Genomic DNA, 15,239 nt, shown 5'->3' on the forward strand with positions numbered 1-15,239 from the left:
TTAATAATGGCTATTTTCGTCCCATTATCAGCGCCGCTTGCTTTAAAATATCATTCTCCATTTTTAATCTTTGATTTTCTTTTCTGAGTCTTATTAGCTCATTTTCTTCTTGGCTTCTATTGTCTTTTGCTTTAAATGAGCCTGATGTTGTATCTAGTAAAAAAATTAATAGATGATAAAGAAAAAAGATTATTTCTAACAAAATATCCATGGAATAAATAGGTAATAAAATTTAAGCCTTTGATGACCTAACGCTTATAATTTAATTATTCAACAAGTTATATAATTATGAAATTATATCGTTTTATCTATTTTTTTGAAATTTCAAAGGAAATAAATGATAAAAATAGAATATATAAACATAAAAATATAAAATTGTAGGAGGATGGCAGTGAGATTAAGTATAGAATTTTCATTTAAAAATAAATTAGTATTACCAATACACTACAATCATATTTTACAAGGATTTATCTATAAAAATATTTCTGATAATGCATTTAGACGTTTTTTGCATGATGAAGGTTATAAATATGAAAAAAGGAGTTTTAAGTTATTTACTTTTTCAAGGGTATTTGGACCATTTAAAATGGACAAGCAGTCTAATACAATAATATTTTCATCTCCTATTAAGTTAGTGGTTTCATCAATACTAGATGATTTTATTAATGATTTTGCTAGTACATTGATAAAAAAAGACAATCTCGTTTTAGGAAAAACTCAAATAAGATTAGAAAAAATAGAAGTATTTTCTAATCGTGAAATAGAAGAAGAGGTTGTTATAAAAATGCTGTCTCCAGCAGTTACATACAGTACAGTTGATATTCATGGCAAGAAAAAAACGATTTATTACAAGCCCGGAGATGGAGTTTTTTCTGAATTAGCATATAAAAATTTGCAGAAAAAATATAAATCTTTTTATAGAAAAGATATGCCAGAATGTGAATTTTCAGTAAATCCAATTAATGATGAGAAAATAAAATTAATTTTAGCTAATTATAGAGGATTTATCATTAAAGGCTGGATAGGTGAATTTATAATGAAAGGTTCTAAAGAACTAATTAAATTAGCTTATGATACGGGATTAGGAAGTAAAAACGCTCAAGGATTTGGGTGTTTTGAGATAGTAGATGTAAGGAGGTGAACTGATGGAATTAAATGCTGTATCTGAACTTGGGAAGAAAAGATTAGAGGATATTATGAAGAAAAAAGTAGGAGATGTATTAGAGTTATTTGTCGAAAATCCAAATGATAACGGTACATACAATACTGTATTAGAAATAACTTTAAATAAAGATTTTGACTATATAGGAATAAATATAGCTGAGTTTAGAAAAGATTTTATTTTAAAATATCTATATAAAAAAGGTGCGACTAATGGAGCTGATTATACACCGACTGCTAGATTAACAACACCTGAAAAAACATTTAATAAGAAAATATTAAAATGTCTAGAAGATACAATTAAAGAATATAAAGGACACAGTGAAAAAGATATGATAAAAAAATTATTAGACACCTTAAAAGATAATCAAGAAAAAATAATAAATGATATTAAAGGCAGTATAAATTCAAAAAACAAATATATTTTGACAGTTAAGTATGATGAAAAATATATTGGCGAATTTGAAATATTTAAAGAAAAAGTTAAAAACCAAGCCATAAAAAGTTATTATCTAATAGATAAAAAAGAATCAAAAGGAAAAAACAAAAAGTGTTCAATTTGTAAAAAAGAGAAAGAAGAAGTTTTTGGTAATGCTAATATATTTAAGTTTTATACTGTAGATAAAAAAGGATATGTAGCAGGTGGTTTCAAAAAATTAGATTCGTGGAAGAATTTTCCTGTATGTGAAGATTGTGCGATTAATCTTGAACTTGGCAAAAAATATCTTGATGAAAATTTAAAGTTTAAGTTTCAAGGAAGAGATTTTTATTTAATACCTAAACTTCTTTATAAAAAAAATTTAGATAAGGTATTAAAAACTCTAACAAAATTAGATGATAGAAATATTGATGATAGATATGAAAATGCAGAAGAAATGATTATAAAAAGGCTTTCAAAAGTGGAAGATTATGCGACTTTCGATATGCTTTTCTTTGAAGTAAATAATTCTGCTCTTAATATCAAACTTAATGTACAAGAAATTTTGCCTTCAAGATTTAGAAAAATATATGAAAATATGACAAAAATAAATTCTATTTTTAGTAGTAGCGAGATTAGTGAGAATATTAAAGTGAATTTTTCATTTTTAAATACATTATTCCCAAGAAAGACGTACAATAGATATTTTCTTGAAACTATTGATATTATACTTTCTGACAAGGAAATTGATTATAAGTTTATAATATCTCATATCTGTAATCACATTATAGAAAAATTTAATCAGGATGAAGGAAAATATTTTTATTATGAAACTATTAAATCGTATGGATTTTTAATGTATTTAAGATTATTAGGCGTTTTGTTTAAAGAAAAAGGGCAGGTGAAAATTATGGATAAAATGGAGTGGAATATAGCTAATTATAATTCAAAAGAAGAATTATTTGAAAATTTATTTAATGAAAATATGGATTTTTTTACTACTCCTGATAAAAAAGCTGTATTTTTATTAGGATTTTTAACTCAAAAATTACTAAATTTACAGTATGCTAAAGAAAAGAGGAAACCGTTTATAAGTAGATTAAAAGGATTGAGATTATCTAAAAAAGATATAAAAAGACTACTTCCAGAAATACAAAATAAGTTTATAGAATATGATGCAGAATATTATAGAGATATACAAGCTTTAGCATCTAAATACTTACTTGAAGCTGGAGAAAAATGGACAATTTCAGAACTTGATATACCATTCTATTTTTCATTAGGTATGAATTTAGAAAGACACATTATATTAACTGATAAGGAGGAATATGAAGATGATTAATAGAAGCGAAATAATTTTTTTATACGATATTAAAGATAATAATCCAAATGGTGACCCAATAGATCAAAATAAACCTAGAATTGATGAAGAAACAGGTATAAATATAGTTACCGATGTAAGGTTAAAGAGAACTATAAGAGATTATTTATATGATTATTTGGGAAAAGAAATTTTTGTTAGAGAAATTAGGAACGAACAAGGCAAAGTACAAGATGGTAAAATAAGAGCTAAAGATTTTGGAAAGAAAAAAGAAGATATTATACAAAATATTTTACAACAGTGTATAGATGTAAGATTGTTTGGTGCTACTATACCATTAGACAAAGATTCAGTTACTTTTACAGGTCCGGTTCAATTTACTATGGGAAGAAGCTTACATAAAGTAGAAATAAAGAGGATTAAAGGTACAGGAGCATTTGCTTCAGGACAGAATAAAGATAATAAGACTTTTAGAGAAGAATTTATACTTCCATATTCACTTATAGGATTTTATGGAATTATAAATGAAAAGGCTGCAGAAGCTACTAAACTTACCAAAGAAGATGTTAAGCTTCTTATAGAAGCAATTTGGAATGGAACGAAGAATTTGATTTCAAGGTCCAAAATAGGACAAGTACCGAGATTATTAGTGAAAGTTAATTATAAAGAAAAATATTATCATATAGGAGACCTTTTAAAAACAATGAGAATAGAATCAGATAAAGAAGATGAACAAATAAGAAATGTAGAAGATTTCATATTAAATATTGATGATTTTATTAAGATACTAAAAGAAAATAAAGATAAGATAGAAGATGTAGAAATTAAAGTTGATAGTAGGTTAAATATGAGTGTTGATATATTTAAAGTACTAGAAGAAGTTGGGATAAAAGTAAATAAATTAATAATTTAGGTGATGTAATATGAAAATTTTAGTTTTTGATGTGTGGGGAGATTACGGCCATTTTAGAAAATACTTTACTACATCTTCACCTTTGACATTTTCTTTTCCCCCTAAAACGGCTATATATGGATTGGTATCTGCTATTTTAGGTATAGATAAAAATGAGTATTTGAAATATTTTCAAAATAAAAACTGTAAGATAGCCATAAAGATAATAAATTCCATAAAGAAAACGAGAATACCTATTAATTACATTGATACAAAACAAGCTATTGATATGAGCAAGATAAAAAATAGAACACAAGTAAATCTAGAAGTAATAAAGGACTGTAAATATAGGATATATTTTTATCATAAAGACAATGAACTTTATAGAAATTTAAAAGAATTATTGATTGATAAAAAATGTATTTATAGTATTTGTCTAGGCTTATCAGAGTTAATAGCTAATTATAAATTTATTGGAGAATTTCACGCAGAAAAATTTGAGAATAAAAAATTTGTGGAAATAGATACATTAATACCTTTTAATGAAAATATTAGTATAAAAATTCAAAATGGCAGAGAGTATCTAAAGGATACTGTTTATAGTGAAATGAATGAAAAAAGAGAGATAACAGAATACATAAGTGTGTTATATGAAAGAACAGGAAAGACTATTATGTGCAATATACCTGTGTATTATAAATTAGAAAGCGGGGATAAAATTGTATTCATTTAAACTTTTATCCCATCCAGAAACGTTATTAGTGGACCATCTTGAAAAAGTTTATAATTATGGGATGGAAATTTTAAAAGAAAATAAATTATTTCTTGAAGATAGAGATTTTTTAAAAATCATTCTAATAGGACATGATTTGGGAAAGGCTACATCGTATTTTCAAGATTATATCAAAAAAATAGAAAGCCATGGTTTTATTAAAAATCATGGCTTTCTGTCAGCTTTATTTACTTACGTTATTTTGCAGAAAAAATTTGATAAAGATAAAGCACTTAAAGGATTTTTGATAGTAAAACGACATCATGGTAATATTCAAAATATGTATGATGAACTGTCTATGAAAAAAATAGAAGTAGAAAGTCAAATAGAAATTTTGGACAAGCAGTTAAAAACAATAGATTTTAAAGAATTAAACTCAATATTGGAAAAATTTAATTTACCATGTGTTAAAAGTGAAGAGATTAAAGACATATTTATAGAGTTATTCGATGAAATGGAAGCTGTAATTTACTATGAAGATGATATGCTTTTAAATATTGAAGAATATTTCAAATTAAAATATTTTTATTCAATTTTAATATATAGCGATAAATTTTCTGTTATATTTGACAAAAAAAGAGAAAAAAATAAAGAGATAAAAATAGAGAAGCTAGAAGAATTTATTGAAAAACTTCCTAAATGTAAAAATATTATTAATGATAAGAGAAACGAAGCAAAAATTAACGTTGAAAGTAAAATAGAAAACTTAAATAAAAAAATATTTACATTAACTCTGCCAACGGGTATGGGAAAGACACTAAATAGTTTAAATTTTGCACTAAAATTGCGAGAAAAATTATATAAAGAAAAAGGTATACACTATAATATTATTTATACTTTTCCGTTTACAAGTATTATTGATCAGACATATGAAATATTTCAAAAGATATTTGGCAATAGAACATCTGATGTTTTAAAACATCATTATTTATCAAAAGTAGAATATAAAGATAGTGAAGATTATTTTGAGACGGAGAAAAGCAAATTTTTAATAGAGACATGGGATTCAAAAATTGTTGTAATAATATTTATAAAATTACTTAATTGTATATTTTCTAATAAGAATAGCGAACTTTTGAAATTTAATAAACTTGCAAATTCTATAGTTATACTTGATGAAGTTCAGAATATACCTTATAAATATTGGAAATTAATTAGACATAGTTTTAAAGTATTATCGAATTTATTGAATACATATTTTATTTTAATGACAGCTACTCAACCTTTGATATTTAAAGGAGATGTTGAACTTGTAGAAAATACCAGAGAATATTTTAAAATTTTTAAGAGAACAAAATTAAATATAGATTTAAAAGAAAGAAGTATTGATGAGTTTATTGAGGAAATAGAGTCAATTATAAAAAGAGCAAATAAAATAATGATAGTTTTAAATACTGTGAAGTCAGCACAAGAAGTTTATAAACAAATCAAAGATATTACAGATAAAAAAGTTGTTTTTTTATCTGCATCAGTAATACCAAAAGATAGGAAGGAAAGAATTTTAGAAATAAAGAAGTTAGATAAGTACATTTTAGTGTCTACACAAGTAGTCGAGGCTGGAGTTGATATTGATAATGATGTTGTTATTAGGGATATAGGGCCTTGGGACAGTATAGTTCAGTGTGCTGGGAGATGTAATAGAAATAATGAAAAAGATATAGGTAATGTTTATATTTATAAGTTAAAAGGGGAAAAAAGTGTATTTGCCAATATAGTTTATGGCAGATTTTTGATTAGTAAGACAGAAAAAATATTAAAGGATAATTCTTATATATTTGAAAGTGATTATTTTGACTATTCAAAATATTATTTTGAAGAAATAAATAAAGATAAGAGTGATGATTATTCTAATAGAATTATAGAGGACATTAATCAACTTAATTTTAGTGAAGTTGATAATCAGTTTAAATTAATAGAAAATAACAGTTTATATATAATGCCTGTATTTATTGAAAAAGATAAAGAGGCTGCTTATATATGGACAAAGTATGAGGAATTGTTTGATATTAAAGATAGATTTAAAAGGATGAATAAGTTTTTAGAAATTAAAGAGAAATTTCTTTCTTATGTAATTAATATTAACATTAAAGATTTTCCATTTATGAGAGATAGATTTTATGGGAAAATACCTATTGAAAATTTAGATTATTATTATTCTAATGAATATGGATTTATTACTAATAATGACCAAACAATGTTTTTCTAGTTTTTATTATAAAAGATTAAATTAGGAGTGGGGAAAGTGGAAGATGTAAAAGTAAATGGTACTCTTATTTGGTACTATTACATTTGTAAGAGAGAAGTTTGGCTTATGGCCCATAATTTAACTCCTGATCAAGATAATCAATATATAGATTTAGGTAGATTTATTCATGAAAATTCATATATGAGAGAAAAAAAGAGATTTCTTTAGGAAATATAAAAATAGATATAATAAACAAGAAAAATGGACATGTTTTAGTTGGAAAAGTAGATTTAAATAAGAGATTTCTTGAATTTGTGTCTCAAAAAGAAATATTACTGCATTTTTTCAATCATTATGGTTATTATGTTGGTACATATTATCCAAGAGAACATTTAAATTCAGGGTATATTATATTAAAGCAGGCAGAACATTATCTTGATGAAAATAAACGAATAATTTTAGCTTCAAAAATAGTTGAAGGAAGCTGTAAAAATATATTGAATGTAATAAAATACTATAAAAATCGTGGTAAGGATTTAGGAAAAATTGAGGAAAATATTATTCTACTTTATAAAAAAATAGAAAAATGTAACAAAGTAAATGAACTCATGGCTATAGAAGGTAATATAAGAGATATATACTATAAAGCTTTTGATGAAATAATTTCTAATGAAGATTTTATATTCAATCAGCGAACTAGAAGACCACCTCAAAATGAATTAAATGCTCTTATAAGTTTTGGGAATTCTCTTTTTTATGTGCTTGTTCTTGGAGAAATATATAAAACTCATTTAGACCCTAGAATTGGTTATTTACATGCTACTAATTTTAGACGTTTTACATTAAATCTTGATATATCAGAGATTTTTAAACCGATAATAATTGACAGATTAATATTTACTTTACTTTCAAAGAAGATGATAACTAAAAGTGATTTTGAAGAAGATATGGGTGGTATACTTTTAAAAGACAAAGGTAAAAGAGTATTTATTGAAGAATTTGATAGAAGATTGAAAAAGACAATAAATCATAGACAATTAGGAAGAAAAGTATCATATAGAAGGCTTATACGAATGGAATTATATAAGCTTGAAAAACATTTGATAGGCGAGAGTGAATTTGAGCCTTATGTATCAAGATGGTAGAGAGGTGTAGAAATGTTTGTTATACTTGTATATGATGTTGAGCAGAAAAGAGTTGCTAAGGTACTTAAAACATGTAGAAAATATCTTTATTGGGTGCAAAATTCAGTTTTAGAAGGAGAAATAACAGAAGCAAATTTAATAAAGCTAAAGACAGAACTTAGAAGAATAATAAAAGAAGATAGAGATTCTGTTATAATATATAGATTTAGAACTACTAAATATTCTGCAATTGAAACATTGGGTATTAAAAAGGGTGGAGAAGAAAATATATTATAAATAAAGGAGTATGTAAAATGAAATAATTGTAAAACATGTGTTTAAAATACATATTCAAAATGTCGTCGACCTTCAGTAGTGCAAAAACCCCTGGGGATCGACGACATTTTATTTTTTATCAAAAACGTGTAAATTTCAATATATAGAAGGGTGAAATCATACTAAAATAGTAGGAATTAAGGCGAAAATCAGTTAATTGACGAAAATAAAGAAATGTGGTAGTATCAAGGTATATGATTGGTTATTAGACTACCTATGAGGAATTGAAACTAAAAATATTGCCCAAAAGAAGATAAATTTTTTCTAATGTTATTAGACTACCTATGAGGAATTGAAACGCATGAGCGTTTATCTCATCAACAATTCGAGACATTTGTTATTAGACTACCTATGAGGAATTGAAACTAGACGATAGTCACAAAGTTATTTTTGACAACACAGGTTATTAGACTACCTATGAGGAATTGAAACAATATTATTATCCAGAAATTGAAATTGAATTTTTAGAAGGTTATTAGACTACCTATGAGGAATTGAAACTGTCCTCAAAATATACGTCTGCTGCAAGGTTGCCAAGGTGTTATTAGACTACCTATGAGGAATTGAAACCTTGCCATTTCTTTAAACCAATGAATCATAGCTCCTCTGTGTTATTAGACTACCTATAAGGAATTGAAACATAACCGTGCCTTTTGGAAGGTCTGGAGGCAGGAAAGCGTTATTAGACTACCTATAAGGAATTGAAACAGTTTTGCAGGTGGGTTTACTTTTCCAAATATTTTGGTTATTAGACTATCTATAAGGAATAATTTTTTTATTTTTGCATAAAATTTTGTTCTGAAATCTTAAATAAATTATAAAAAAGAAAAATCAGGAGGGTTTTTATTTATGAAATCCTATAGAAAAGAATTGTGGTTTAATACTGAAACTAGAAGAGCTTTTATAAATATTACTGCTAAAATAGAAGAATGTTTAAGAGAAAGTGGTATTAAAGAAGGACTTTTATTGTGCAATGCTATGCATATAACATCAAGTGTTTTCATTAATGATGATGAACCGGGATTACATAGAGATTTTGAACGTTTTTTAGAAAAACTAGCTCCAGAGAAACCATATGAGCAATATGACCATAACGGATTTGAAGATAATGCAGATGCCCATTTAAAAAGAACAATTATGGGAAGGGAAGTTGTTGTTGCCATAACAGATGGAAAATTAGATTTTGGACCGTGGGAGCAGATTTTTTACGGAGAATTTGATGGAAAAAGACCAAAAAGAGTGCTTGTAAAGATTATTGGAGAATAAAAAACTAAAGATAATAATTTTATAAAAAGGACTTTGCTAAAGAATATTGAATATATAGCTAAGAGGTGATAGCTATATGTTCAAATGGCATTATAGTTTAAAAGAGTGTTTAGCTGAAATATCTGCAGTTATAAAGAGACTTGGAATACCTTTTATAATTTTTGGATTGTCGTTTATATATTATAGTTGGAAAATAAACTCACCAATTATACCATTTAGCTATTTTATGATAGTTTTTTTATTTTTAGCTTTACTTCAAACTATGTTTGAAAATGTATGGCTTGCAAAGGAAATAGAGAAGCTTAATAAAAGAATAGAAGAAATAGAAAAAGTGTATAAAGCCAAATAGGCTTTTATTTTTTTGCAAAAAATATTGATTAAATATAATAAAAATGATATATTATAAGCAAGAGTTTATATCATAAGCAAAAGTTAGGTGATTTCTTTGACGAGCAGAGAAAGAGAAATATTAGATATTATTAGAAAAAATCCATTTATATCACAAAAAGATTTAGCAGAAAAATTGGGTATTACACGTTCTTCAGCAGCAGTTCATATTGCAAACTTAATTAAAAAAGGTTATATAAAAGGAAAAGGTTATATATTGGAAGATAAAAAATATGTAACAGTAATAGGCGGTGCCAATGTAGATATACAAGGTTTTCCAGATGATAGGTTGAAGTTGAATGATTCAAATCCGGGGAAAATAAAAATATCTCTAGGTGGAGTAGCAAGAAATATTAGTGAGAATTTAGTCAAAATGGATGTGGAAACGAAACTTATAACTGCAATAGGAGATGATTTGTACGGAAACAAAATCTTAAATGAATGTAAAATATCTGGAATAGATATGGAAGATTCACTGATACTAAAAAATAGACAATCTTCAATTTATCTTTCAATATTAGATGAAAATGGAGATATGAAAGTTGCCATTGCAGATATGGATATAATAGATGAGATAAATATAGATTATATAAGAAGCAAATCTCATATTATAAAGAATTCTGAAGTTGTAGTTTTGGATACAAATTTAAAGAAAGAAGTAATAGAATATTTAGTTAGTAATTTTAAAGAAGTTGATTTTCTAATAGATGCAGTTTCGACTGCAAAAGTAAAAAAGATAAAAGATATAATTGGATGTTTTCACACTATTAAGCCAAATAAATTAGAAGCTGAAATTCTTGTAGGATTTAAAATAGATAGCGAAGAAAACATAAAAAAGGCAATAAGATATTTTATAGATAGTGGAGTTAAGAGAGTTTATATAAGCCTTGGAGAAAAGGGAGTATATTTTGGAGATGAAGAAAAAATAGAATATTTACCTTCTCCTAAAGTAAAAGTAGTAAATACTACAGGAGCTGGAGATGCATTTATAGCAGGTTTGACTTATAGTTATCTAAATAATTTATCTTTAAAAGAAAGTGCATTGTTTTCAATGGCAGCTTCTTTACTTACTATATCGCATAAAAATACTATAAATCCTAATATGTCTTTAAATAAAATACAAGAGAAATTAAAGGAGATGACGAAATGTTAAAAAAATATTTAGATATTCATCCAGATGTAAAAAGAGCTTTAGATGAAGGAAAGCCAGTAGTTGCATTAGAATCTACAATAATATCTCATGGGATGCCTTATCCTGAAAATGTAAATACGGCTTTAAAAGTAGAAGAAATAGTTAGAGAAAATGGAGCTGTTCCAGCAACAATAGCAATTTTGAATGGAAAATTAAAAGTAGGACTTAAAAGAGAAGAAATAGAATATTTAGCAAAAAATAAAAATGTTGTAAAGGCTAGTAGAAGAGATATACCATTTGTAATAGCTAAAAAACTTGATGGAGCAACTACAGTAGCTGCAACAATGATAATAGCAAACTTAGCTGGTATAAAAGTGTTTGTAACAGGTGGTATAGGAGGAGTGCATAGAGGAGCTCAAGAGACATTTGATATTTCTGCCGATTTAACTGAACTTGCAAATACAAATGTTGCAGTAGTATGTGCAGGAGCAAAATCTATACTTGATATAGGTTTAACATTAGAATATTTAGAAACTCAAGGAGTTCCAGTAATAGGATATAAAACTGATGAATTTCCAGCTTTTTATACTAGAAAAAGTGGTTATGGAGTAGATTATAGAGTGGATTCGTTAAAGGAACTTGCAGTAGCAATAAAGGCAAAGTGGGATTTGAATTTGAAAGGTGGATTAGTAATAGCTAATCCTATACCAGAAGAGTATGAAATGGATTATAATATGATAAATAATGCCATAGAAGATGCTTTAAAGGAAGCAGATGAAAAGGGTATAAAAGGTAAAGAAACTACTCCATTTTTACTTTCAAAAATAAAATCACTAACAGAAGGTAAGAGCCTTGAATCAAATATTCAGCTTGTATATAATAATGCTAAAATTGGTTCTAAATTAGCTGTCGAATTATCAAACCTCTAATGCAGAATTTGTAAGAGAATATTGTAATAAAAAGATGTCGTCTGATGTTTTGGGAAATAATTTATTTCCCGGGAAATCGACGACATTTTTTTATTCATTAGTCGACATTTATTTTTTCGACATTTTAGTGTAATTCATGTAAAATATTGTATTTGAATTGAGTAGAAAATTGACAATAATAATTTTTATAATTATAAATTTATAATATTTTTTTAAATAGTCGATATTTTATATCAAAATGAAGGATTTATAATAAAAAGATAGAAAATTATATTTATAACTTATTATTTGTTATTTCTTAAATTTTGTATTTTTAAAAGTATTGAATACATATTTATTAAAATAAAAAGGAGGAATTTATCATGGAAAAAGGGTATATACATGTTTATACTGGAAATGGGAAAGGAAAGACCACTGCAGCTTTTGGACTAGCTCTTAGAGCTGCTTGTGCAGGAAAAAAAGTTTATATAGGACAATTTGTTAAGGGCATGAAATACAGTGAGGTTAAAGTGCAAGAATATATACCAACAATAGAAATAGAACAGTTGGGAAGGGATTGTTTTATATATAGGGAGCCTGAAAAAGAAGATATAGAAGCAGCTAGAAAAGGATTGGAAAAATGTAAAAAAATTGTAGAAGAAGGCAAATATGATGTCGTTGTACTAGATGAAATTAATATAGCTTTATATTTTAAATTATTTACTTTAGAAGAAGTATTAGATATGCTTAAAAATAAAGCTGAGCATGTTGAAGTTATACTTACAGGTAGATATGCTCCAAAGGAAATAATAGATATTGCAGATTTAGTTACAGAAATGAAAGAAATAAAGCACTACTATACTAAAGGAGTACAGGCGAGAAAAGGTATAGAAAGTTAAAGAAAAAATTTAAGAGGTGATGAATTTGAAGGATTTATTTTATAAAAGTACACGCAGCAGTGATGAAAGAGTAAAATCATGTGAAGCTATAGTAAAAGGACTTGCTGGTGATGGAGGATTATTTGTTCCAATAGAGATACCAAAGATAGAAAAAAGTCTTGATGAACTAATGACTATGAATTATAAAGATTTAGCTTTTTATATAATGAAAAAATATTTTACAGATTTTGATGAATGTGAATTAAAAGAGTGCATAGAAAAAGCTTATGATGAAAAATTTGAAACTCAGTTAATAGCACCAGTTGTGGAGAAAGCAGGAGTATTTTTCTTGGAGCTGTATCACGGACCAACTCTTGCATTTAAAGACATGGCTCTTTCTATACTTCCTTATTTACTTATAAAGGCAAGTAAGAAATTAAATGTTGACAAAGAAATAGTAATACTGACTGCTACATCTGGAGATACAGGGAAAGCTGCTTTAGAAGGATTTGCTGATGTAGAAGGAGTAAAAATTATAGTATTTTATCCTCAAGATGGAGTTAGTGAAGTTCAAAGGATGCAGATGATTACTCAAAGAGGCTTAAATACATTTGTTGTAGGTATTAAAGGAAATTTTGACGATGCTCAAAGAGGTGTCAAGGAAACTTTTGCAGATAGAAAGTTTAATAAAAAAATCAATGATATGGGATATATGTTTTCTTCAGCAAATTCAATAAATATAGGCAGATTGGTGCCGCAAATAGTCTATTATTTTTATGGTTATTTAAATTTGTTGAAAGAAAAAAAGATAAAAGATAGAGAAAAAATCAATATAGTTGTACCAACAGGAAATTTTGGAAACATACTAGCTGCATATTATGCAAAGAAAATGGGACTACCTGTGAATAAATTGATATGTGCTTCAAATGAAAATAATGTATTGTATGATTTTATAAATACAGGTATTTATGATAGAAGAAGGGAATTTAAAAAGACTATATCTCCTTCTATGGATATATTAGTATCAAGTAATCTTGAAAGATTTTTATATGATATAAGTGATTGTGATGAAAAAGCTATAAGTGATATGATGAATAAATTAAATAAATATGGTATATATGAAATACCTGATGAAATGAAAGAAAAACTTGATGTAATATATGGTGGATACGCAACTAAATATGAAACATATAATGCGATTGAAGAAGTTTATAATAGGTCAGATTACTTGATTGATACGCATACTGCAGTAGCTTATTTTGTATATAAAAAATATAAAGAAGAAACAAATGATAATACAAAAACTATCATTGCATCTACAGCAAGTCCTTTTAAATTTACTAGAGATGTTCTTAAGGCAGTTGATAATAAATATGAAAAGTTTAGTGATTTTGAACTTATAGAAAAAATGGCTGAATTACTAGGTACAAATGTTCCAAAGGGTATAAAGGATTTAAATAAAAGAGAAATACTTCATAAATATACTTGCAAAGGTAATGAAATAAAGGAAACTATATTAAAACTATTAGAAGGGAAATAGGTGATAGAAATGATAAAAGTAAGAGTACCTGCGACAACAGCTAATGTTGGTCCGGGGTTTGACTGTTTAGGAATAGCACTGAATTTATATAATAATTTTTACTTTGAAGAAATAGAAGAAGGTTTAAAAATAGAGGGAACTGATAGAGAATTTCAAAATGAAGATAATTTAGTATTCCAGTCTATGAAAAAGACATTTGACAAAATAGGATATAAATACAAAGGGATAAAGATATTAATAGAAGATAATATTCCAATATCTAGAGGTCTTGGCAGCAGTGCGGCTTGTATAGTTGGAGGTGTTGTGGGAGCAAACAGATTGGCTGGAGATGTTTTATCAAAAGAAGAATTGCTAAAAATAGCTACAGAAATAGAAGGTCATCCAGATAATGTAGCTCCTGCTTTATTTGGAGGTATGACAGCTGCGATATATGAAAATGGTAAAGTGTATTTTAGTAAAATAAATATAACTGAAGGTTTAAAGTTTTATGCTTTAGTTCCAAATTTTAGATTATCAACTGAAAAAGCTAGGTCGGTACTTCCTCAAAATATACCTTATAAAGATGGAGTTTACAATGTAGGAAGAACTGCCTTGTTAATATCTTCATTAGTAAATGGAGAGTTTCACTTGTTGAGAGAAGCTTGTAAAGATAAATTACATCAAAATTATAGAGGAAAACTTATTGATGATTATGATGAGATAATAAAAATATGTGAAGATATAGGCGTTGTGGGAGTATTTTTAAGTGGAGCTGGTCCAACTATAATGGCTTTGGATAAGGAAGGAGTTTATATTAAAGAAAAATTTGAGAGGGAATTTTCAAGATTAAATGCTACATGGAAAGTATATGAATTAAGTATTGATTTTTATGGTGCTAAGGTTGAAGAAGTGCAATTATAAAAAATATTTTGAATTAAGG

At 26.6% G+C, this 15,239-nt stretch carries 15 protein-coding genes, 1 pseudogene and 1 CRISPR repeat array; of the genes and pseudogenes, 15 read left to right on the top strand and 1 reads right to left on the bottom strand.

What is annotated here, in order from left to right; all coding sequences use genetic code 11:
- Window positions 1–145 (bottom strand): annotated as a pseudogene (locus tag BUA90_RS07160) (IS3 family transposase); the annotation flags it as partial.
- Between the two features lie 246 nt (window positions 146–391).
- On the opposite strand from BUA90_RS07160, the gene cas6 reads away from it, so the two are divergent.
- From cas6 to thrB, 15 genes are all read left to right on the top strand, one after another.
- Window positions 392–1,141 carry a CRISPR-associated endoribonuclease Cas6 gene (cas6, locus tag BUA90_RS07165; protein ID WP_072967078.1) on the top strand — a complete coding sequence of 250 codons (750 nt, stop codon included), beginning with the start codon at window positions 392–394 and terminating at the stop codon, window positions 1,139–1,141.
- A gap of 4 nt (window positions 1,142–1,145) precedes the next feature.
- Window positions 1,146–2,921, top strand: a complete 1,776-nt coding sequence (locus BUA90_RS07170; RefSeq protein ID WP_072967080.1) for a TIGR02556 family CRISPR-associated protein — start codon at window positions 1,146–1,148, stop codon at window positions 2,919–2,921.
- Window positions 2,914–3,813, top strand: a complete 900-nt coding sequence (gene cas7b / locus BUA90_RS07175) for a type I-B CRISPR-associated protein Cas7/Csh2 (RefSeq protein WP_200793501.1) — start codon at window positions 2,914–2,916, stop codon at window positions 3,811–3,813. The genes BUA90_RS07170 and cas7b overlap by 8 nt, the downstream gene beginning before the upstream one ends.
- 10 nt (window positions 3,814–3,823) lie before the next feature.
- Window positions 3,824–4,525: a type I-B CRISPR-associated protein Cas5b gene (cas5b, locus tag BUA90_RS07180; protein WP_072967084.1), complete on the top strand. Its 702-nt coding sequence runs from the start codon at window positions 3,824–3,826 to the stop codon at window positions 4,523–4,525.
- A complete protein-coding gene (locus BUA90_RS07185) occupies window positions 4,512–6,770 on the top strand; it encodes a CRISPR-associated helicase/endonuclease Cas3 (protein WP_072967086.1) in 2,259 nt (752 codons plus the stop codon). Before cas5b ends, BUA90_RS07185 begins: the two co-directional genes overlap by 14 nt.
- A gap of 36 nt (window positions 6,771–6,806) precedes the next feature.
- Window positions 6,807–6,977: a Dna2/Cas4 domain-containing protein gene (locus BUA90_RS07190; protein ID WP_159430007.1), complete on the top strand. Its 171-nt coding sequence runs from the start codon at window positions 6,807–6,809 to the stop codon at window positions 6,975–6,977.
- A gap of 20 nt (window positions 6,978–6,997) precedes the next feature.
- Entirely contained in the window at window positions 6,998–7,894 is an 897-nt protein-coding gene (cas1b, locus tag BUA90_RS07195) for a type I-B CRISPR-associated endonuclease Cas1b (protein ID WP_330390697.1), read from the top strand.
- Between the two features lie 12 nt (window positions 7,895–7,906).
- Window positions 7,907–8,170, top strand: a complete 264-nt coding sequence (gene cas2 / locus BUA90_RS07200; protein WP_072967090.1) for a CRISPR-associated endonuclease Cas2 — start codon at window positions 7,907–7,909, stop codon at window positions 8,168–8,170.
- Window positions 8,171–8,410: 240 nt separating this feature from the next.
- Window positions 8,411–8,917: direct repeats of the CRISPR family, unit length 30 nt; unit sequence GTTATTAGACTACCTATGAGGAATTGAAAC.
- A 141-nt stretch (window positions 8,918–9,058) separates the two neighbouring features.
- Window positions 9,059–9,475, top strand: a complete 417-nt coding sequence (locus BUA90_RS07205) for a secondary thiamine-phosphate synthase enzyme YjbQ (RefSeq protein WP_072967092.1) — start codon at window positions 9,059–9,061, stop codon at window positions 9,473–9,475.
- Window positions 9,476–9,551: 76 nt separating this feature from the next.
- Window positions 9,552–9,824 (top strand): hypothetical protein, encoded by a 273-nt coding sequence (locus BUA90_RS07210; protein ID WP_072967094.1) that lies wholly within the window; start codon window positions 9,552–9,554, stop codon window positions 9,822–9,824.
- An 87-nt stretch (window positions 9,825–9,911) separates the two neighbouring features.
- Window positions 9,912–11,015, top strand: coding sequence for a carbohydrate kinase (locus BUA90_RS07215; protein ID WP_330547709.1), 1,104 nt, complete (start codon window positions 9,912–9,914; stop codon window positions 11,013–11,015).
- Window positions 11,009–11,923, top strand: coding sequence for a pseudouridine-5'-phosphate glycosidase (locus tag BUA90_RS07220; RefSeq protein WP_072967098.1), 915 nt, complete (start codon window positions 11,009–11,011; stop codon window positions 11,921–11,923). The genes BUA90_RS07215 and BUA90_RS07220 overlap by 7 nt, the downstream gene beginning before the upstream one ends.
- Before the next feature lie 362 nt (window positions 11,924–12,285).
- Complete coding sequence (gene cobO / locus BUA90_RS07225; protein WP_072967100.1) at window positions 12,286–12,801, top strand: cob(I)yrinic acid a,c-diamide adenosyltransferase; 516 nt, start codon at window positions 12,286–12,288, stop codon at window positions 12,799–12,801.
- 25 nt (window positions 12,802–12,826) lie between these two features.
- Complete coding sequence (thrC, locus tag BUA90_RS07230) at window positions 12,827–14,320, top strand: threonine synthase (RefSeq protein WP_330390694.1); 1,494 nt, start codon at window positions 12,827–12,829, stop codon at window positions 14,318–14,320.
- Between the two features lie 9 nt (window positions 14,321–14,329).
- Window positions 14,330–15,220 (top strand): homoserine kinase, encoded by an 891-nt coding sequence (gene thrB / locus BUA90_RS07235; RefSeq protein WP_072967270.1) that lies wholly within the window; start codon window positions 14,330–14,332, stop codon window positions 15,218–15,220.
- Window positions 15,221–15,239: the final 19 nt, after the last annotated feature.

Source organism: Caminicella sporogenes DSM 14501, from assembly GCF_900142285.1.
In the GTDB taxonomy this organism is placed as follows: domain Bacteria; phylum Bacillota; class Clostridia; order Peptostreptococcales; family Caminicellaceae; genus Caminicella; species Caminicella sporogenes.